Genomic DNA, 20,611 nt, shown 5'->3' with positions numbered 1-20,611 from the left:
AAGTTTCGTGTGGTTTGTTCAACCCGTAGTGTCCGGATTTTTTGATCTGATGCACTACGGGTTTTTTCATAAATTGTTAATAACTTCAGGGCTTTAATCTTCGCGCTATCAGTGTAAAAAGACGGGTTTTGTTATATTTGTCCGTTACCAAAATTACACGAATTTAATTTACATAATACATGAGCGAAGAAGCCAAGAAAAAACTCTACTCGGCAGACAGTATACAGGCCCTCGAGGGTATGGAGCACGTGCGTATGCGTCCTTCAATGTATATTGGTGATACCGGCGTAAGAGGTCTGCATCATTTGGTGTACGAGGTAGTAGATAACTCCATAGACGAAGCCCTGGCTGGTCATTGTGATACCATTAAAGTTACCATTAACGAAGATGAGTCCGTTACTACTGAAGACAACGGAAGAGGTATTCCCATTGATCTTCATAAAAAAGAAGGCGTTTCCGCCCTGGAGGTGGTAATGACCAAAATTGGTGCAGGAGGTAAATTTGATAAAGATTCCTATAAGGTTTCAGGGGGGCTTCACGGGGTTGGGGTAAGTTGCGTGAATGCCCTTTCTCAGTCTTTAAAAGCCACAGTGTATCGTGACGGGCAAATATGGGAGCAGGAATATGAATTGGGGAAGCCCCTTTACCCTGTTAAGCCTGTAGGGGAAACAGATTTAAGCGGTACTATAGTGACCTTTAAGCCCGATCCTTCTATTTTTCAACAAACTACAGAGTATAATTATGATACGCTGGCAAGCAGGATGAGAGAGCTTGCATTTCTTAATAAAGGGCTTACCATAAGCCTTACCGATAGAAGGACCACAGATGAAAAAGGAGAATTTCTCTCCGAAACCTTTCATTCTGAGGATGGACTTAAAGAATTTGTGCGGTTTTTAGACGGTAACCGTGAGCCTATCATTGCAGAAGTAATTGCAATGGAAGGAGAGAAGAATGATATCCCGGTGGAAGTAGCCATGGTTTATAATACATCTTTTAATGAGAACCTGCATTCCTACGTAAACAATATTAATACTCATGAGGGAGGGACACATCTTTCCGGTTTCCGAAGAGGTTTAACCACTACTCTTAAAAAATATGCCGATGCTTCAGGAATGCTCGATAAGCTTAAATTCGAGATTACCGGAGATGATTTCCGGGAAGGTCTTACTGCGATTATTTCGGTAAAAGTGGCAGAACCTCAGTTTGAGGGCCAGACAAAAACCAAGTTGGGTAACCGTGAGGTGACCTCAGCAGTTTCCCAGGCGGTTTCAGAAATGCTTGAAAATTACCTTGAGGAAAACCCTAATGATGCAAAAACTATTGTCCAGAAGGTAATTCTTGCTGCCCAGGCCCGTAATGCGGCTAAAAAGGCAAGAGAAATGGTACAGCGTAAAACTGCCATGAGTATTGGTGGTTTGCCTGGAAAATTATCAGATTGTTCCGAGCAGGATCCTGCACAATGTGAAGTGTTCCTGGTAGAGGGAGATTCTGCAGGTGGTACAGCCAAACAGGGAAGAGATCGTAAATTTCAGGCAATTCTGCCGTTAAGAGGGAAAATCCTGAATGTAGAAAAAGCCATGAGCCACCGCGTGTTTGATAATGAGGAGATAAAGAACATTTATACCGCCCTTGGGGTGACCATTGGAACTGAAGATGATAGTAAGGCACTTAACCTATCCAAATTACGCTATCACAAAATTGTAATCATGTGTGATGCCGATGTGGATGGGAGTCATATAGAAACCCTTATCCTTACCTTCTTCTTCAGGTATATGAAAGAGCTTATTGAAGGGGGGCATATTTATATTGCCACGCCACCTTTATACCTTGTTAAAAAGGGTAGTAAAAAGCAGTATGCCTGGTCTGAAGAAGCACGGGATGAAATCGCTCAAAGCTATAGCGGTGGTGTGCAGATACAGCGATATAAAGGTCTTGGGGAAATGAATGCTGAACAATTGTGGGATACCACTATGGATCCTGGACGCCGTAAGTTAAGACAGGTAACTATAGATAACAGCAGTGAAGCCGACAGAATCTTCTCCATGCTCATGGGAGATGAGGTTCCTCCAAGAAGGGAATTTATTGAAAAGAATGCCAAATATGCCAATATTGATGCGTAGCAAATAACAATTCTATTCTTTCAAAAAAGAGCCCACACGTTAAGTTGTGGGTTTTTTTTTGAAAAACATTTTCTTGCTTCTTTATTTTCTTATTTTTATCTCATTAAACCCAATCACTGTGAAAACATTTAGTAAAACTCTTTTTGTAATTCCGTTGTTATTTTCTGGCTATGTAAGTGCTCAGGAAAGCAATGATGTTGATCTTTTTATAGAGGACATGTTATTTCTTGCTGATGCTTTTGCCAGTCCGGCTTCTGAAAGTGCAGCTTACCAGGGAACTGCGGGATGGTTTACTTCTGCTGCTGCACTGGATAAGTGGCAGGTAGATATTTCTGTACATGGCAATTCTCTTTTTGTTCCTTCAAGTAAAAAAGAGGTCACTATTAATTCAGGCAATTTTGATATTCTAAAGATAACTGGTGCGAATAATGCGATAATACCGACTGCTTTTGGTGGTGAAACTGATGTGCAATTTGAAGGAGAGATTAACTACTTAAATCAAACAATCGCTATTTCAGGTTTTGATGCTATAGATGGTTTAGATAAAAGTTCATTTATTTATCCTTTTGTACAGGTGAATGTTGGCCTTCCTTTCGAAACTGAAGTTGGAGTTCGTGCTCTACCTAATCTTGAAATAGATGGAGCTAGTTTTAGTACATATGGGATTGGTTTAAAACATAATATTAGTCAATACTTCAGGTTTAATAACAACGATGATCTTCAATTGGCAACTATTTTGTCTTACAATTTATTTAATGTTAATTATGGATTCGATCCAATATCTGTTCCAGAAATTGTGACTTTTACTGCTATAGATGTTAATGCTCATATTCTAATGGCAGAATTTATGGCATCGAAGAGATATGAAAATTTTGAAATTTTCGGAGCTCTTGCCGTGGCACAATCTAGTTTTGAGTACGAATTCAATGGTAGTGGATTTGCTTTACCTCTTGTTAATGATGAATTGATTGCCTTAGACGATTCAGAAGCGCAGTTTAAAGGAGATATAGGATTTAACGTTTACCTGCGGGATTTTAAAATAAGTACCATGGCCACTGCCGGAAAATTCTTCAACCTTAATATCGGCCTGCATTTTAGAATTTAATCCCAGGGGACTTTAACCATTCCTTATTACAAATTCATTAACATAATTTGTATTTTCGTGCCAACTATTAATCGATAAAAAATAAATAATGAAAGTTACAATAGTAGGAGCCGGTGCGGTAGGTGCCAGCTGTGCAGAATATGTGGCCATCAAGAATTTTGCTTCAGAAGTGGTTTTAGTAGATATTAAGGAAGGTGTTGCTGAAGGTAAGGCAATGGACCTTATGCAAACTGCAACTCTTAATGGTTTTGATACTAAAATTACAGGAAGTACCAACGATTATTCAAAAACTGCCGGAAGTAATGTGGCAGTAATTACCAGCGGGATTCCCAGAAAACCCGGGATGACCAGGGAAGAACTAATTGGCATAAACGCAGGCATTGTAAAAGAGGTGTCTTCTAATCTTATCAAACATTCCCCAGAGGTCACTATTATTGTAGTAAGCAATCCTATGGATACCATGACTTACCTTGTACATAAAACAACCAAACTTCCGAAGAATAAAATTATAGGAATGGGTGGTGCTTTAGACAGTGCCAGGTTTAAATATAGAATTAGTGAAGCCTTAGAATGTCCACCTTCAGATGTAGACGGAATGGTAATTGGCGGGCATAGCGACACAGGGATGGTGCCGTTAACCAGGCTGGCCACTCGTAACAGTGTGCCGGTAAGTGCATTTTTATCAGAAGAAAGGCTTAACCAGGTATCAGAAGACACAAAAGTGGGAGGCGCAACCTTAACTAAATTGTTAGGAACAAGCGCATGGTACGCTCCCGGAGCTGCGGTTTCCGGATTGGTACAGGCAATCGCCTGTGATCAGAAGAAAATGTTCCCCTGTTCTGCACTTTTAGAAGGCGAATATGGTTTGAACGATATATGTATAGGAGTTCCTGTTATTCTTGGCAAAGATGGGCTTGAAAAAATAGTGGAAATCGAACTTGATGAGGCAGAGATGAACAAGATGCAGGAAAGCGCTGAAGGGGTTAAGAAAACCAATGGTTTGCTGGAAGTATAAACTGTAGCTGAGAAGCCGAAATAATAGAAAAAAGACTGCCGTTGAGGTGGTCTTTTTTTATGCGAAAAAGTTAAAATATTCAAAAAAAAATATTGGGATTTCATTTTTGAAACCCTATATTTGTCCGTTTTTAAAAATGACCTATTTAATTATAATTTAAAGAATAATGCAGAACAAGGGACTCATTAAAGTTTTTGCAATTTTATTTGGATTAGTATGTCTTTATCAGCTGTCATTTACCTTCATTACCGCAGAGGTTGAGGAGGAAGCTGAAGAGTTTGCTGTTCAGGAAGTTGGAGAAAATGTAGAAGATTACTCTGATGTGAGGGACATGATGGAGCAGAGGTATCTGGATTCCATTGGAAATGAAGAAGTAATTGCAGGAATTACCTATAATGAAGCTAAGGATAAGGAATTAAATAAAGGGCTTGACCTTAAAGGAGGGATCAACGTTATTCTTCAAATTTCTGTTAGGGACATCCTTAGAGGTTTGGCAGATAATACTAACGATCCCGCTTTTAACCAGGCCATTGCCCAGGCAGACGAGGCCCAGGCAGATAGCCAGGAAGATTATATAGATCTTTTCTTTGAAGAATTCAACAGTATTCCCGATGCAAAACTGGCATCTCCGGATGTATTTTTTAATAAGGCATTAAGTGACGAGATTAATCCTGATATGTCCAACCAGGAGGTAGAAGGTATCATCAGGCAAAAGGTAAATGAATCAATTACTTCTGCTTTTGAAGTTTTAAGAAAGCGTATTGATAAGTTCGGGGTAACCCAGCCCAACATCCAGAGACTTGGAAATTCAGGAAGAATTCTTGTGGAGCTTCCGGGAGCCAAAGACGTAACAAGGATTAAAAACCTGTTGCAGAGCACCGCCCAACTCGAATTCTGGCATGTTTATAAGAATACTGAACTTGGAAATTTCCTTTATGAAGCCAATACTGTTTTAGCTGATCTTGTTGGGACTCAGGAAGAGCAGGCTCAGGCCGCTCAAACTGAAACCGATACTACTGCTGCTGAAGATGAAGAATTAAGCGAACTTTTGGCTGATGCTGAAGATACTACAGATGTTGCCGCAGGTAATAATCCGCTTTTCGAATTGATAAAATCTCCCGGATACCAGGGCAGCCCGGTGCTGGCAACTTTTGCTGTTGCAGATACTGCTAAGGTGAATGAATATTTAAGCAAACCACAGGTGCGTTCTTTACTTCCCACCGAGCAGCGGTTTGCTAAATTTGTTTGGGGGGTTCCGGATGAGGAATCTGGAAGCGTTGGTTTATATGCCCTTAAAGGAAACAGAGGGATGGAACCGCCGTTGAGCGGAAGTGTGATTACCGATGCCCAGCAAACCTATGACCAGCTGGGAAGAGTAGCCGTTTCTATGCAAATGGATGGAAGGGGAGCTAAAATATGGGAAGAAATGACAGGTCTGGCTTCCAGCCAGCAGAGCAATATTGCCATTGTACTGGATAATATTGTGTATTCTGCACCAGGGGTTTCCACCGGACCTATTTCAGGTGGAAGAAGTGAAATTACAGGTGATTTTTCAATTACTGAAGGCCAGGATTTAGCCAACGTATTAAGAGCTGGTAAATTACCTGCTTCCGCAGAAATTATACAAAGTGAGATTGTTGGACCATCTTTAGGTCAGGAAGCGATTAACAGTGGTGTAAACTCCTTTCTTATTGCGCTTGTGCTTGTACTGCTTTGGATGATTTTCTACTATGGAAAAGCCGGATGGTTTGCAGATGTCGCCCTGGTGGTGAACATCCTGTTTATCTTTGGGATTCTTGCCGGGCTTGGCGCGGTACTAACTTTACCTGGTATTGCCGGTATTGTATTGACCATTGGTATGTCTGTAGATGCCAACGTGCTTATTTTTGAAAGAATCAAGGAGGAACTGGCAAAGGGTAAAACCCAGGTTGAGGCTATTAAAGATGGTTTTAGCAATGCCTTATCCTCTATCCTTGATGCCAATATAACCACCGGGCTTACAGGATTTATATTACTTATTCTTGGAACGGGGCCAATTAAAGGCTTTGCCACAACTTTACTTATAGGTATTGCAACCTCTCTTTTTACGGCAATTTTTGTGACCAGGTTGTTTATTGACGGATATGGTAAAAACGGCAAATCTCTTAAGTTTTCAACGGGAGCAACGCAGCGACTGTTTAATAATATGAATACAGATTTCCTCGGAAAAAGGAAAATGGCCTATATTATCTCCGGAACTTTAATAATCCTAAGTGTTGGTTCCCTTTTTGTGCAGGGCCTTAACCAGGGTGTTGATTTTGTTGGAGGTAGAACCTATACGGTAAGATTTGATCATGATGTGGTTCCTACTGAAGTAGAAAGAGATCTGGTAGCGGTATTTGAAAATGCCGAAGCCAAAACTTTTGGGCCGAATAACCAGTTAAAAATTACCACGAATTACAGGGTGAATGATGAAGGAGCCCAGGTAGATGAAGAAATTCAACAGACGCTTTACCAGGCTTTGCAGCCTTATCTTCCTGCAGACATTAGTTACGATGATTTTGCAAACGGATCAGACCAGAAGGAAGTGGGAATTATGGAATCTATGAAAGTTGGGCCTACTATTGCAGATGATATTAAGAACGCTTCTTTTTGGGCGGTTTTAGGTTCATTAATAGTAGTATTCCTTTATATCCTGCTAAGGTTCAGGAAATGGCAGTTTAGTTTAGGTGCTGTGGTTGCAGTCTTCCATGACGTATTAATCGTGCTGGGAATATTTTCACTGCTTTACAAGATTATGCCATTCAGCATGGAAATTAACCAGGCCTTTATCGCCGCAATTCTTACGGTAATTGGTTATTCACTTAACGATACCGTGGTGGTTTTTGACAGGATCAGGGAATATGTACAGGAGCACTCCAGCTGGCCTTTAAGCAAAACAGTAAACAGTGCACTTAACAGTACCTTAAGCCGTACATTAAATACCTCCCTTACTACTTTAATCGTGCTGCTTGCCATCTTTATCTTTGGCGGGGAAAGCATAAGGGGCTTCATGTTTGCGCTTATTGTAGGGGTGATTGTTGGTACTTATTCTTCCATTTTTATCGCGACTCCAATAATGTTTGACAGCGTTAGTGATAAGTCTAAGATTGAGAAGAAGAAAAAAATAGAAGAGACCCAAACTACCCCAGCTTAAGTAGGCCTGTGGTCATTAATTCCTAAATTATAAATTGAATTCCTGGGTATAAATGGGAAGGAATATGATGATGTAATAATTGGGAAAAAATAGTTTTTCAGATAAAAATGAGGCTGTCTCCATAGACAGCCTCATTTTTTTTGGAATTAGGGGTTGGACCCTTTAATTAATAAGTGTTCCCGTTATATAAAGCGGTTTTACAATCCGCTGGGACAAATATTAGTTGCAAACCTAACCACTACGGGATAATTTATAGCTCCAGCCTGATAGACCACTTCAAAGTTCGAAGAATTAATATTTCTTACGCAAACATCGTCTGCATTTAAATATTCAGGAAGGGTAATCCTGGCGGCGGTTCCAGTCCAACCGGCAATTAGTTGTACATTCGCGCTCAACAGGTCTCTGCCTTCTTCGTTCACTTCAAGATTAAAAGTAATTGTACCTACTGCGTCTCCATCTTCAGAAAATACGGGATACTGAGGATTTCCACCGGAGAAATCTGCAATATCAACATCCTCAATAAATATAAATTGCTCACATTCTCCTGTTGGATCTGGAAGGCATCTTGGTCCTGGTGGAATTTCTTGGTCTGGAATACAGTTAAATTGTATATGCTCATAATCCATGGTATCATCTTCCCCAAAATTGGCTTCAATATCGCTTCTGCTTAAAGTGCCGGAAACTATTCTTGGAGTAACTTCTCCGTAATTTTCATCCCAGTCCAATAAAGACAATTCATAATAGATGTACTCTTCATCCTCATCATCATTAGAAGGAAGAATGGCACATACAGGCCCTGCATAGTAATCGCCATCTTCGTTTATTCCGGTGGCAGGAGTAAGGTTTGTATAAAGAGGGGTACCTGTATTATCGGTTCCTAGCCAGATGTCTACACTGTAATTTGCGGTATAGTGTCTTCCATTGTCTGTACAGTAATTCGCGAAAAAGCAAAATTCTATCGCCTCATTGGTAATTATATCAAAAAACAAGTAACCATATTCGTTTACCATTCGGTTATCATAACACAATACATTAACATCTACATATTTTTTTACTCCTGCACCAAGACTTATATCAATAGGCAGTGCGTCATCCACATATCCCGCAAGTTCTCCGCCTTCTGTTGGTGCCACCCAGATAATCTCGTTGTCCTCATTATAAACCACAAAATAAACAAGCTGATAGTTTCCAGGGCTAAGTTCCAAATCATCAGAATATTCCGTAAAATATTCTGCTACGCCATCGCCATCGCCATCTTCATCAGAAGGGGTGGAGTTTACAGGAATTTGCAAAGGATTTCCAAGTGAGCCAATATTCTCTTCTCCTTCCAGAACTACGTGTACATATGCCGGTGCATCATCACTACAGGCTGGTAAATCGTCTGCAGCTTGTTGTTTAGAACTGTTCATAAGATCATTAAGCAAAGTGGAAAAAGACAAACTTGCTTTGTTATCTGGTGCGGTCAAATCATTGCTATCTTCCCTGCTACAGGAAGATAAGATCATAAGTAACATCGCCACTAGGGCAATAACGTGTTTAAATTTTTTCATGACTATTCTATTGAATGGTTAATACTTTGAACCTCTAAATTCTGTAATCTAATTTTAAGATTTTTTTGCTTTGAAAATTAGTAGGGAAAACCCCCCAAATTTGTTTTTAAGAGGAATAGATCTAATACCAGGGTTAATCAAACGTTTCCAAAATTTAATTTTGATGTTTTATAAAAGGCTTACTATTTATCTTTTCTTACATGTAAAGGGAAAAATCTTACTATAGATTTTGTAAAACTACATTTGGTAACTGCCTTCAAAACATCAATACAGCGCACTCTTTTTAGGAGAAATCGCGAAATATATCATGAGGCAGGTGTGAAGCTAGGTGAAATGGTAAAGATCTCTTTACAAATAAAAAGTGCTGGCAAGGTTAATTATAAATGATATTTGACCCAGGTGCTTGTATGTTGCGCTATTATTGGAATAGCTAAAGGATACTCCAAACCCTGTGCTGGATTTAAATAGAGTGAAAACTTTTCTTTTGGATTTATTAAGGAGGTAGATTAAGTGAGCATCCATCGCAGCGTCTTGGATAGGAGCTAATGAGGTTTATAACAGATTCTTACTAAAGAAAAATTGCAGGAAAGCTGCAGTGGTAAAATGATAAATTGCTTAATTGAATAAGCGGGTTGAAGTTTTATTCCCCGGCTTTTTCCATAGAAAAGGTATCGCCAATTTCAATATTCCATTCTTCAACAAGCCCTGCATTAATTTCAAGAATAAATTGTGCAGGTTCACCAGAAGGTAGTAACGATTCGTCCATTGGTTCTGCATTTTGCTGAAAACTTACAGCGGTGCTATCTGCACCATAAAAAATAAGGTCCAGCGGAATGTAGGTGTTTTTCATATAGAAATAATGCATGGATGCATTATCATAAACAAATAACATTCCCTGGTCTTCTTCCATTTCAGTGCGGTACATAAGCCCGGTTTCCCGTTCATAGTCATTATCGGCAATTTCTATATCCAGCTTTTTAAGGGTGTCTCCTTCGGCGTTGATAAGGTATAATTCCGCTTCTTTGGTGAATTCCACGGGATCTGTTTCAATTTGCTGATTAACATCATCAGAATTGTTTTTGCAGGAAGCAAATATGCTTGCAGCGAGCATCAGGAATATGATGTGATTTTTGCTTATCATGCTGTTCTTCTTTGTTGGCCGGTTGGCCGATACATAAAATAGAAGCCGGCCAGGATAAATGGAATACTTAGCCATTGGCCGGTATTTAGGAGCCAGGTGCCTCTTTCTTCAACTTGGGGCTCTTTAATAAATTCCACAAAAAACCGTACCGTCCATAGCAGTACCAGGAACATTCCAAATATATAACCTACCTTAAAGCGTTTCTCTGTTTTCCAGTATAAATACCACAAAAACCCAAATATGGCCAGATAACATACCGATTCATACAGCTGTGCAGGGTGGCGGGGAAAAGACTCTCCCAGCTTTTCAAACACAACTCCATAGTCGCTGTGGGTGGGCTTACCAATTATTTCAGAATTCATAAAGTTTCCAATCCTAACGAAAATTCCGCCGCAGGCCACCGGAATAACCACCCGGTCCAAAATCCATAGGACCGGCTTGTCTAAAACCCTTTTTTTATAAAGGAACATTGCGGTAATAATTCCTATTGCAGCACCATGGCTCGCAAGACCTCTGAATCCTGTAAACTGGAATTCGGGTTCAAATCTTACGGGCAGGAAAATCTCCAGCAGGTGGTGTTGAAAATACTCCCAGTCGTAGAAAATCACATGGCCCAGGCGGGCTCCAATTAAAGTTGCCAGTACTGTATAAATAAAAAGAGAATCCAGTTTTTCAATTTCTATACCTTCTCTTACATAAATGCTTTTCATGATATACCATCCAAGGCCAAAAGCAATAAGAAACATTAAACTGTAATAGTGAAGGGTAAAAAATCCCAGATCAAAGCCTTCTGAAGGATTCCAGTGTATGGCATTCAATAACATTTGAGGTACTTTAAAGATTGGATGGGTAAAGATACATATTTGATCGTTTCTACCACCTTAATTCTCTTCAGTTTTTGAGGGTACGGGATCGTATCCTGAGCCTCCCCAGGGATTGCAGCTTAAAATTCTTTTAATGCTTAGCCAGCCCCCTCTAAAAAATCCAAAGCGATGCAGGGCGGTAAGGGTATATTGGGAACAGGTAGGGGAAAAGCGGCAGGTGGCGGGGGTGAGCGGCGAGAGGAAATGCTGGTAAAATTTTACCAGTAAAATAAAAGGATATGCCAGTATTTTATTGATCATTGGTCATATCCTTTATATTTAATTTAAGGAAAAGGTTGTGCCGTCTTTTCCGTCTTTAAGCTGAATGCCCATTTCCTGTAACTGGTCCCGTATTTTGTCGCTGGTGGCAAAATCTTTGTTAGCTCTTGCTTCAGCTCTTAATTTAATCAGGAGTTCTACTATTCCGGAAAGTTTTTCACCAGACTCATTGTTTTTTTTCTCTCCCTCTTTTAAGCCTAAAACATCAAATAGGAATTCAGCCATGCTTTGTTTTAGCTTTGACTTATCTTCCTCGCTAATGTTTTGGTTTCCTTCCCTAATATTGTTGATCGTTCTTACCGCATCAAATAATTTTGCAATTAGAATAGGACTGTTAAAATCATCATTCATGGCCTCATAGCAAGACTGCCTCCACTCTTCAAAAGAAAAGGAAGAAGCATTACTTACAGGAAGTTTTTCAATGGTATCATAAGCTTCCATTAGGCGGTTAAAACCTTTTTCGCTGGCAGAAAGCGCTTCATTAGAAAAGTCCAGAATACTCCTGTAATGCGCTTGCAGAATAAAAAACCGGGTCACATTTGGGGAGAAAGCTTTGTTCAAAATATCATTGTTCCCGCTAAAGATTTCATTCGGAAGAATATTATTGCCGGTGCTTTTTGCCATTTTTTTTCCGTTTAAGGTAAGCATATTGGCATGCATCCAGTAATTTACCGGGTTTACGCCAGTAGCGGCTTCTCCCTGGGCGATTTCACATTCATGATGTGGAAATTTTAGATCCATCCCGCCCCCATGAATGTCAAATTCTTCGCCTAAATATTTAGTACTCATTACGGTGCATTCCAGGTGCCAGCCGGGAAATCCGTCGCTCCAGGGTGATGGCCAACGCATAATGTGTTGTGGTTCAGCTTTCTTCCAAAGTGCAAAATCCTGAGGGTTCTTTTTATCGCTTTGTGCGGCAAGCTCACGCGTGTTGGCAATCATGTCTTCAAGAGATCTCCCGCTAAGCCTTCCATAGCTATGCTCTTTATTAAATTTAAGAACATCAAAATATACTGAACCATTGGCCTCGTAGGCAAAACCTTTATCAATTATGGTTTTAATTATTTCAATCTGTTCCACAATATGCCCTGTAGCGGTGGGTTCTATACTTGGCGGCAGGTTGTTAAATTTTTCAAGGATATTATGAAAATCTATAGTGTATCGCTGCACCACTTCCATAGGCTCTATTTGCTCTAAACGTGCTTTTTTAGCAATACGGTCTTCCCCGGTTTCGGCGTCATTCTCCAAATGTCCGGCGTCGGTAATATTGCGAACATAGCGAACTTTATAGCCCAAATGTTTCAGGTACCTTAAGACAAGATCAAAGGAAATAAATGTACGGCAGTTCCCCAGGTGTACATTGCTATAAACGGTTGGACCGCAAACATACATGCCTACATTGCCTTCATTAATAGGAGTGAAAGTTTCCTTTTCTCCGGTCATTGAATTATAAATCTTTAAGCTTTGTTCCTGGTAAAGCGCCATAAATGCGTGGAAATTTTATAATGTGAATAAGCTTTTTTAAAAGAGTGTATCTAGTTTGATATAGTCCAGAAATTCTCTCTTTACTTCTTTTTGGGAAAAGGCCCCGCCAAATTCGCTGGTTACCGTACTGCTTTCTATGTCCCGGATTCCCCTACTGTTCACACACAGGTGTTTGGCATCTATTACGCAGGCAACATCATCTGTTTTTAAGACCTTTTGTAACTCCTGGACAATCTGCATGGTAAGGCGTTCCTGAACCTGTGGGCGTTTTGCATAATAATCTACGATTCTGTTCATTTTAGATAAACCAACCACAGTCCCATTAGAAATATAGGCTACATGAGCCTTGCCAACAATGGGCAATAAATGATGTTCGCAAGTGGAATATACAGTAATATTTTTTTCCACGAGCATTTCTCCGTACTTGTACTTATTCGCAAAGGTGGAGGCTTTAGGTTTTCTTTTGGGGTCCAGCCCCGAGAAGATTTCATTTACGAACATCTTCGCTACTCTTTGGGGGGTGCCCTTAAGGCTGTCATCAGTTAAATCCAGGCCAAGGGTTTGCATAATGTGATTTACATCCTCTTTTATAAGTTCGATCTTCTCCAGATCTGTTTTTTCAAAGGCATCCTCACGAAGTGGAGTTTCTGCGCTACTACTTGCATGCGCCTCTCCCAGTTCATCTATTTCATCCAAAATCTTGTCTATTTTCATCTACTTTTTACAATAATAGTCGTAAACCGATAGTTTAGCTTGCAAAGATACATATTTATCAGCTTTTTTAAGGCTGCGAATTTGAAAGCATTGGAAATACTATTAGGATTTAATTCTTTAATTTGCGAGCAAGAGTCATTTTTGATGAAACGGGGATTTTTTATATTCATTATATTCTTTTTAATATGGGGTTGGAAAGGAGAAAATCTGTATGCCCAGGGTGGCCAATGCGAAAGCATTGAACCCTTTTGTGCGGGGGATGAGGAACTGGTTTTTCAAAATTCTAACCCTTTTAATGGAGGAGTGGTAAATGGCCAGTTTGGCCCAGATTATGGCTGTTTATTAACTCAACCCTATCCCGCCTGGTTTTACTTACAGATAGAAAACTCTGGAAATCTACGCTTTACCATTTCTCAGTTTCAGAACCAGGATGGAACCGGTGCGCTGTTAGATGTAGATTTTATCGCCTGGGGGCCCTTTGATAAAGAAGACGATTATTGTTCTAACAGCGCTTTAAGCGCCAGAAATATAGTGTCTTGCAGTTATTCTGAAGCAGCAAGGGAAAGCCTTACTATCAGCAATGCCCAGGCAGGGGATATTTATGTAGTGCTTATTACCAATTTTTCCAGGTCCCAGGGCTATATAAGCCTTCAGCAAACCAATAGCAGCCAGCCGGGATCTGGCGCTACCGACTGTAGTATCCTGCAGAGCACCCTGGGAGAGGACCGGGTGGTTTGTGGCCAAAACAGCATTATTTTAGACGGCACTACTGAAGATGCTACAGATTATGAGTGGTATGTTTATGATGAAAATACCGGGAATTACAACCTTATTCCCGGGGAAACCGATCCTACTCTTGAAGTAAGTTCAAATGGAAATTATCAGGTGGTGGTTACAGATGCACGGGATGGAAGTACAGATCAGGATGATGTAAATGTTTCTTTTTTTGAGGAACCTGTGGCTTCTTTACCTCAAAATTTTGTAGCCTGTGCTACTGCTGAAGGAATTGTAGACCTTACCCAGGCCTCTGCTGCTGTTATAGCCGGAAATTCTCCTCGTGAAAATTATAGGGTATTATATTTTGAATCTGAAGAGGCCGCCGAGGATGGAAGTGCAATAGCAAATCCGCAGGCATATCAGTGGGAAGGAAATGCAGAAGTTTTTGCGAAAATTGTAGGGCAGCAAAGCGGTTGTGAATCTGAAATAGTATCTTTTGAAATTATTACCAGCACGTTTAACGATCCCGGACTGGAGGAGGTAACTGGTGCATGTACCACCGCACAGGGAAACCTTATAAATAATATTCAAATTGGATCAAACCTTGGGAATCAATATGCTTATGAATGGTTTGAAGGGAGCAATTTAATTTCTACAAATCCTGTTTTAAGCCTTAATTCTATTCCCGCATCTCCGGAAATTAGTCTGGTGCTCACCAATACTGCCACAGGTTGTATGCGAACTTACCGGACGAATCTGGAATACTATTCCCCGCCGGCTGAAGTGCTTGTGCAAATTGATGGAAGCGATTTTACCGGCGGGTATGTTGTGACAGCAGAAGCAACTCCCGGATTTGGGAATGAGACTACTTACCAATACCAGCTGGATAATGGCAACTGGCAGTCAGCCAATGTTTTTGAACAAGTGCAACCGGGCACACATGTTATTAATGTAAGGGATGTTACTACCTGCGGGATAACCTCCTCTTCAAGTTTTGATCTGGTGGGTTATATGCGCTTCTTTACGCCAAATGCTGATGGATATAATGATTCCTGGAATTTAGTTTTTGCAGATAATTTAGAAGTGCAGGGGCTTTATATATTTGACAGGTATGGAAAACTGCTAAAGCAAATTTCACCGGACGGGCCGGGATGGGATGGCACCATCAATGGCCGCAATGTCCCGGCAGATGATTATTGGTTCAAAATAAATTATAGGGATGAAGTAAGCGGACAGGTAAGGACCTATAGTGGCCATTTTAGTTTAATAAGATAAAAGCAAAAGCGCCGGTAATGGCGCTTTAATATTTATTAAATTTTTTGCAGAATACATCAGGTGCTCTGCAGCTCCCTCTGAGTGATTTTATTTCAATTTAGAAAGGCTAAAATACCTTCAGGGATCACTTGAGAAAGTTTTGTTACACTTTAAAGCTTCCTTCTATAAAATTAGAATTTCAGTTTAACTTTTTATAGACTTGATTTCCAGCCAGAACCGCGATATTTATTTTAAATGGTAGCAATGTTTTTTCATAGAAAATAACATTAAAGGCCAAAGCTAAGGGAAAGCACAAAATTTGAAAGATTCCTGTCTATCGCCGGGGCATCAGTTAATCCTACATTAAACAAAGGAGTGGCGGTAGAATATTCTGCACGAGTGTAAGCCAGGTCTAGTTTTACCGTTCCGAAATTATATCCCAAACCTCCTGAATAGCCGGTAAGTTCTCCTACTGTAGATTCATTTGCATATGGGCTTTCTTCAAACCTGTAACCTGCACGAAGGCTGAAATTTTTTATCCGGTATTCTCCACCCACGCGGTAAGATGAGGCTGCACGAAAATTGTTTTCAATGTTGCGGTTTTCAATTTCAAAATCCGCATCGTTGGCAGGCCGAAATTCCATGCTGGTATAATCTTTATAGGAATAGTCAAAACTAATTAATCCGCTTCCTCCAAAGAGAACTGCTGCGCTACCGGTAATTTTTCCTGGCGTCTGCAGCGTATAATCAGGATAAACATTTACCACTTCAGGATTAATTATTGAAGTACCCACAGTGGCGTTATCGGTCTCTAGTCTCTGCGCAGCTTCTTCCTTAATATTATACCAGGTTGGCGATTCATAAGAAGCACCAAGTCTTAACATGTCACCAATTTTTGCAATAGCACCCACCTGCAGAGAAAATCCATCTCCGGTGGTACTAAGCCTGTTTTGAAAATTTACATAATCTGTTTCGCTCTGGGCATTGGTGTTAGACTCTGTAAAAACACTGGAGCTGTCATAATTAAGAAAATGACTGTTTAAGTTAATCCCTAGGTAAAGAAAATCCTGATATTGGGTGGCAAAGTTAAAAGATAACTTTCCATTAAGCCCTGTGGAGGCAAACGAATAGCGCTGATTAAAACTGTTACCGGCAATAGCCGAAGTGTAAGAAGTATTCTCTAAATCATTAGTTACGGGATTAATGATATATCCCTGGTAACCCAGAAATGCCTGCTGCGCTCCGTAGCCATAATTTTCCCCAAGATAAGCATAAAGATCGTCCTTGGTCTCTCCATCCACGGTTTCTAAAAGATCTAAAGGCACTCCTTCAGCATAACCAAGAAAATAATTGTCTATAGAATTGCTATTAATCCCGTTAGCTACAAAACTATCATCAAAATTATTGGTTTCAGTATAGTTCACTCCCAGCGTAAATTTACTCCAGTTACTTCCGCTGTTTCCACTAAATACAAGTACACCACCTGCCTGGGAGAAATTAAAATTGGAATCTTCATTAGAGATAAATTCATTAAAGTAATTTACCTGGTTTTCAGAACTTCTTCTGCTCAAGCTAAAGCTGGCAAAACTGTTCAAAAAAACCGCTGAACCTGCGGGATTAACATTCAGGGCAGAAAGGTCTCCCCCCAAGGCTCCAAAGGCGCCGCTCATTGCCTGATATCTTGCCGTACCGTTAAGTTCTTCAGAAGAGTACCGGTACGCATCTGCCGTGGTTTGGGCAGAGCTCGCAACGCCGCTCAACAAAACTGCACTTAATATGAATAATAGCTTTTTCATAGCATAATTTTAAATAAAGTGATAGATTTTCTGTAAAAGACCCTACAGTTTGGGCTGTAAGGTCGATTATAGTTTTTTAAAAATTTCATGGAGTAAGCCTGGAGGTTATCCGCGGCCTCCTCTTGAAGATGAACGTCCACCTCCGGAACTACGGCTTCCCGAGCTGCTGCTCCTTGAAGAACTGCTGGAACTTCTTACGGTTCCACTACTGCTTCTTGATGGAGAAGAGGATCTTACGCTGGAGCTTCTGCTTGAGCTGCTTCTTACTCTAGGCTCATAAGAAGAATTACTCCTAATGCTCCCTCTGTTTTCATTAATTGTTGCAGAACGCCGGGTGCTCCTGCTATAGACATTAGAATTGTCTGAAGATCTTACAGACCTGCTTCTGGAATTCCTGTAATCTGCATCAGCGGTTCTATTACTTCTTATTTCCCTTATACTCCTGGAGTAAGAAGAATTTCTGCCGCTGCTGGCATTGGAATAATTTCGGTTACTTCTCGCAGAATACGATGATGATGCATTTCTTCTGCCTGCACTATATGCAACATCGCTCCTGTTATACCTGCTTCTGTAATACCCTCCATAGTTTGGGTAATATCCGTACCCATTAAAGAAATAGGGATTAAAGAAGCTACCATAACCATAGCTATAGGCAAAAGATGGACCCCAGTAAGGAGATCCAAATCCTATTCTCCAGGATGGACCCCAGTAATTTGCATAATAAGGGTATCCATACCCCCAGTAATTACCATATCCGTAACCATAGCCATAATAAGGATAGCCATAGCCCCAACGGTATGGATTATAATATCCATAACCATAAAAGCCATTGTTGTATATATTTATAGTGTACTGGTCAGGATCTTCTCCCCATGGAGCATAGCCTCCGCTGTAAACAACAGAGTCATCATAATATTCTCCTTCCTGGCCTTCTGAGGAGGAATAGCTTTCCACATCTGTAAAAATGGCTCCATCCAGAGCATCCTGGTACATCTGTGATTTTTCAGCAAAAAGATTTTTATAATAGGTACTGTTATTGTCAGTCTTGTCCTTTTTTGCATATTGTTCCAGGCGGTTATTTGTTCTCCTGTTATAAGGATTTTCAGAATTTGCGTCGCCGTAAATTCCGTCACTGCCATAACCGGAGTACTCATAAGAACCGCAGGATGCTAACAATAGCAAAAATACAGGAGCCATGAAAAATGGGATCTTTTGGAATATGTTGGAATTGCGTATCATTAGCTTGTATTTTATTGTTGAACATTACAAAAATAGTTAGTTTTGCGCTAACTAACAGAGTATTTAACCTGTGTTAACTAATTCACAAGTTTTATGCCAAATAATTTGAAATGGGGAAGAAACTAACCACGAGAACAGAAGATTATTCAAAATGGTATAATGAACTGGTAGTAAAAGCAGATTTAGCTGAAAATTCTGCTGTTCGTGGATGTATGGTTATAAAACCTTACGGCTATGCGATCTGGGAAAAAATGCAGGCGGAATTAGACAGGATGTTCAAGGAAACAGGCCATCAAAATGCCTATTTTCCGTTATTTGTTCCTAAGAATTTATTTGAAGCCGAAGAAAAAAATGCTGAAGGTTTTGCTAAGGAATGTGCCGTAGTAACCCATTATCGTTTAAAGAATAATCCGGACGATCCGGGAAAATTAATGGTAGATCCCGAAGCCAAACTGGAAGAAGAACTGGTGGTAAGGCCCACTTCTGAAGCAATAATCTGGAATACCTATAAAAACTGGGTGCAATCTTACCGGGATTTGCCAATTCTTATAAACCAGTGGGCCAATGTGGTGCGTTGGGAAATGAGGACGCGACTCTTTTTACGCACAGCAGAATTTTTGTGGCAGGAAGGCCATACTGCTCATGCCACCAAACAAGAGGCTTTAGATGAAGCCATGCAGATGAACGATATCTATGCTACTTTTGCTGAAGAGTTTATGGCTATACCGGTGGTAAAAGGAAGCAAAACCGAAAATGAGCGTTTTGCGGGGGCTGAAGAAACCTATTGTATAGAAGCTCTGATGCAGGATGGCAAAGCGCTTCAGGCTGGAACTTCTCATTTTCTCGGACAGAATTTTGCCAGGGCATTTGATGTGAAATTTGCCTCAAAAGAAGGAAACCTTGAGCATGTATGGGCAACTTCCTGGGGGGTCTCTACCAGGTTAATGGGTGCTCTTATTATGACCCATAGTGATGATAACGGTCTTGTTTTGCCTCCTAAACTTGCCCCAATCCAGGTGGTTATTGTACCTATATATAAAGGAGATGAGCAACTGGAGCAAATTTCCGAAGTTGCCAATAAAATGGCTGCCAATTTAAGAGCCCAGGGAATATCGGTAAAATATGATGATCGAGATACACAAAAACCAGGCTGGAAATTTGCCCAATATGAACTTCAGGGTGTTCCTGTGCGCCTGGCCATTGGTCCTAAAGACCTTGAAAAAGGAACTGTAGAACTTGCCAGGAGAGATACGTTAACCAAAGAGTTTGTGGAGCAAAAAGAAGTGGTAGAAAAGGTAAGTGTGCTAATGGAGGAAATCCAGGAAGCCTTATATAGGAAAGCAAAAGAATACCGGGACAGCCATATTACCAAAGTAAATTCTTTTGACGAATTTAAAAAAGTGTTGAAGGAAAAAGGAGGTTTTATTTCAGCGCACTGGGATGGCACTTCTGAGACCGAGAATAAGATAAAAGACCTGACCAAAGCTACTATTCGTTGTATTCCTTTTAATCAGGATAAAGAAGAAGGGGAGTGTGTGCTTACCGGAAAAGCTTCTTCGCAGCGGGTACTTTTCGCGAAGGCTTATTAAATTCTAATTTTTTTTGTTGGACATTTGCAGCATTCAAAAATAGTTGTATTTTTGCATCCGCAATTAAACAAAAAACGGTCCGTTCGTCTAGGGGTTAGGACGCCAGGTTTTCATCCTGGTAACAGGGGTTCGATTCCCCTACGGACTACAAAAAGTGCAGATAGAAGGCACTTCTTGTAAAGTCTGGTTAAAGGCTTGAATTTTGAAATATCTAATGGTCCGTTCGTCTAGGGGTTAGGACGCCAGGTTTTCATCCTGGTAACAGGGGTTCGATTCCCCTACGGACTACTTTTAAAAATTTAATTAAAAAGAATTTGTAATGGCAAATCACAAGTCATCGTTAAAGAGAATCCGTAGTAATGAGGCTAAGCGTCTTAGGAACCGCTACCAGCACAAAACTGCCAGGAACGCGATTAAAAAATTGAAGGAAGCCGGGAAGGAAGAAGCTGAAACTTTGTTGCCTTCTGTGATTTCTATGGTAGACAAATTAGCAAAGAAAAATATCATTCACGATAATAAAGCCTCTAACCTTAAGTCTAAGTTGACTAAGCACGTAGCAGCGCTTTAAT

General features: G+C 40.4%; 15 protein-coding genes and 2 tRNA genes. 9 read left to right on the top strand and 8 right to left on the bottom strand.

Going from position 1 to position 20,611, the window contains the following annotated elements; translation table 11 throughout:
* The first annotated feature begins 179 nt into the window (after positions 1-179).
* The 4 genes from gyrB to secDF all read left to right on the top strand — a co-directional run bounded on the left by gyrB (position 180) and on the right by secDF (position 7,415).
* Positions 180-2,120: a DNA topoisomerase (ATP-hydrolyzing) subunit B gene (gyrB, locus tag AB8M93_RS08010; protein WP_373057054.1), complete on the top strand. Its 1,941-nt coding sequence runs from the start codon at positions 180-182 to the stop codon at positions 2,118-2,120.
* Positions 2,121-2,238: 118 nt separating this feature from the next.
* Entirely contained in the window at positions 2,239-3,225 is a 987-nt protein-coding gene (locus tag AB8M93_RS08005; protein ID WP_373057053.1) for a DUF6588 family protein, read from the top strand.
* Between the two features lie 88 nt (positions 3,226-3,313).
* Positions 3,314-4,240 (top strand): malate dehydrogenase, encoded by a 927-nt coding sequence (gene mdh, locus AB8M93_RS08000; protein ID WP_373057052.1) that lies wholly within the window; start codon positions 3,314-3,316, stop codon positions 4,238-4,240.
* 166 nt (positions 4,241-4,406) lie between these two features.
* The gene (gene secDF, locus AB8M93_RS07995) at positions 4,407-7,415 is read left to right on the top strand and encodes a protein translocase subunit SecDF (protein WP_373057051.1); all 3,009 of its coding nucleotides are present in this window, start codon (positions 4,407-4,409) and stop codon (positions 7,413-7,415) included.
* A 197-nt stretch (positions 7,416-7,612) separates the two neighbouring features.
* Here the strand turns inward: secDF and AB8M93_RS07990 are convergent, their stop codons facing one another.
* The 6 genes from AB8M93_RS07990 to folE all read right to left on the bottom strand — a co-directional run bounded on the left by AB8M93_RS07990 (position 7,613) and on the right by folE (position 13,447).
* Positions 7,613-8,965, bottom strand: coding sequence for a hypothetical protein (locus AB8M93_RS07990; protein ID WP_373057050.1), 1,353 nt, complete (start codon positions 8,963-8,965; stop codon positions 7,613-7,615).
* A gap of 640 nt (positions 8,966-9,605) precedes the next feature.
* Entirely contained in the window at positions 9,606-10,106 is a 501-nt protein-coding gene (locus AB8M93_RS07985; protein ID WP_373057049.1) for a DUF192 domain-containing protein, read from the bottom strand.
* A complete protein-coding gene (gene lgt / locus AB8M93_RS07980; protein ID WP_373057048.1) occupies positions 10,103-10,930 on the bottom strand; it encodes a prolipoprotein diacylglyceryl transferase in 828 nt (275 codons plus the stop codon). Before lgt ends, AB8M93_RS07985 begins: the two co-directional genes overlap by 4 nt.
* Positions 10,931-10,987: 57 nt before the next feature.
* Positions 10,988-11,230 carry a membrane protein insertion efficiency factor YidD gene (gene yidD / locus AB8M93_RS07975; RefSeq protein WP_373057047.1) on the bottom strand — a complete coding sequence of 81 codons (243 nt, stop codon included), beginning with the start codon at positions 11,228-11,230 and terminating at the stop codon, positions 10,988-10,990.
* Between the two features lie 18 nt (positions 11,231-11,248).
* On the bottom strand, positions 11,249-12,733 hold the full coding sequence (gene cysS / locus AB8M93_RS07970; RefSeq protein WP_373057046.1) for a cysteine--tRNA ligase: 1,485 nt from the start codon (positions 12,731-12,733) through the stop codon (positions 11,249-11,251).
* Positions 12,734-12,769: 36 nt separating this feature from the next.
* The gene (gene folE / locus AB8M93_RS07965) at positions 12,770-13,447 is read right to left on the bottom strand and encodes a GTP cyclohydrolase I FolE (protein WP_373057045.1); all 678 of its coding nucleotides are present in this window, start codon (positions 13,445-13,447) and stop codon (positions 12,770-12,772) included.
* A gap of 144 nt (positions 13,448-13,591) precedes the next feature.
* Here folE and AB8M93_RS07960 point away from each other — a divergent pair, with 144 nt between their 5' ends.
* A complete protein-coding gene (locus AB8M93_RS07960) occupies positions 13,592-15,439 on the top strand; it encodes a T9SS type B sorting domain-containing protein (protein WP_373057044.1) in 1,848 nt (615 codons plus the stop codon).
* A gap of 266 nt (positions 15,440-15,705) precedes the next feature.
* On the opposite strand, the gene AB8M93_RS07955 is transcribed toward AB8M93_RS07960, so the two are convergent.
* Both AB8M93_RS07955 and AB8M93_RS07950 read right to left on the bottom strand, forming a co-directional pair.
* The gene (locus AB8M93_RS07955) at positions 15,706-17,214 is read right to left on the bottom strand and encodes an OmpP1/FadL family transporter (protein WP_373057043.1); all 1,509 of its coding nucleotides are present in this window, start codon (positions 17,212-17,214) and stop codon (positions 15,706-15,708) included.
* Positions 17,215-17,319: 105 nt separating this feature from the next.
* Positions 17,320-18,453, bottom strand: coding sequence for a hypothetical protein (locus tag AB8M93_RS07950; protein ID WP_373057042.1), 1,134 nt, complete (start codon positions 18,451-18,453; stop codon positions 17,320-17,322).
* 110 nt (positions 18,454-18,563) lie between these two features.
* On the opposite strand from AB8M93_RS07950, the gene proS reads away from it, so the two are divergent.
* From proS to rpsT, 4 genes are all read left to right on the top strand, one after another.
* Positions 18,564-20,042 carry a proline--tRNA ligase gene (proS, locus tag AB8M93_RS07945; RefSeq protein ID WP_373057041.1) on the top strand — a complete coding sequence of 493 codons (1,479 nt, stop codon included), beginning with the start codon at positions 18,564-18,566 and terminating at the stop codon, positions 20,040-20,042.
* A gap of 76 nt (positions 20,043-20,118) precedes the next feature.
* Positions 20,119-20,190 (top strand) — tRNA-Glu (locus AB8M93_RS07940).
* A 68-nt stretch (positions 20,191-20,258) separates the two neighbouring features.
* Positions 20,259-20,330, top strand: a tRNA-Glu gene (locus AB8M93_RS07935).
* 31 nt (positions 20,331-20,361) lie between these two features.
* The gene (gene rpsT, locus AB8M93_RS07930) at positions 20,362-20,610 is read left to right on the top strand and encodes a 30S ribosomal protein S20 (RefSeq protein ID WP_373057040.1); all 249 of its coding nucleotides are present in this window, start codon (positions 20,362-20,364) and stop codon (positions 20,608-20,610) included.
* The last annotated feature ends 1 nt before the right edge of the window (position 20,611 follow it).

Origin of the sequence: Autumnicola aciditolerans (assembly GCF_041679265.1) — a bacterium.
GTDB lineage: Bacteria > Bacteroidota > Bacteroidia > Flavobacteriales > Flavobacteriaceae > Autumnicola.
Note: the sequence above shows the minus strand (reverse complement) of the source record. Positions and strands in the feature narration are given on the sequence as shown.

Coding starts and splice junctions, on each gene's coding strand:
- AB8M93_RS07985 (WP_373057049.1), bottom strand. CDS start 10,106: ATGATAAGCAAAAATCACATCATATTCCTGATGCTCGCTGCAAGCATA.
- AB8M93_RS07955 (WP_373057043.1), bottom strand. CDS start 17,214: ATGAAAAAGCTATTATTCATATTAAGTGCAGTTTTGTTGAGCGGCGTT.
- folE (WP_373057045.1), bottom strand. CDS start 13,447: ATGAAAATAGACAAGATTTTGGATGAAATAGATGAACTGGGAGAGGCG.
- gyrB (WP_373057054.1), top strand. CDS start 180: ATGAGCGAAGAAGCCAAGAAAAAACTCTACTCGGCAGACAGTATACAG.
- mdh (WP_373057052.1), top strand. CDS start 3,314: ATGAAAGTTACAATAGTAGGAGCCGGTGCGGTAGGTGCCAGCTGTGCA.
- AB8M93_RS07990 (WP_373057050.1), bottom strand. CDS start 8,965: ATGAAAAAATTTAAACACGTTATTGCCCTAGTGGCGATGTTACTTATG.
- secDF (WP_373057051.1), top strand. CDS start 4,407: ATGCAGAACAAGGGACTCATTAAAGTTTTTGCAATTTTATTTGGATTA.
- lgt (WP_373057048.1), bottom strand. CDS start 10,930: ATGTTATTGAATGCCATACACTGGAATCCTTCAGAAGGCTTTGATCTG.
- AB8M93_RS07950 (WP_373057042.1), bottom strand. CDS start 18,453: ATGATACGCAATTCCAACATATTCCAAAAGATCCCATTTTTCATGGCT.
- yidD (WP_373057047.1), bottom strand. CDS start 11,230: ATGATCAATAAAATACTGGCATATCCTTTTATTTTACTGGTAAAATTT.
- AB8M93_RS07960 (WP_373057044.1), top strand. CDS start 13,592: ATGAAACGGGGATTTTTTATATTCATTATATTCTTTTTAATATGGGGT.
- cysS (WP_373057046.1), bottom strand. CDS start 12,733: ATGGCGCTTTACCAGGAACAAAGCTTAAAGATTTATAATTCAATGACC.
- rpsT (WP_373057040.1), top strand. CDS start 20,362: ATGGCAAATCACAAGTCATCGTTAAAGAGAATCCGTAGTAATGAGGCT.
- proS (WP_373057041.1), top strand. CDS start 18,564: ATGGGGAAGAAACTAACCACGAGAACAGAAGATTATTCAAAATGGTAT.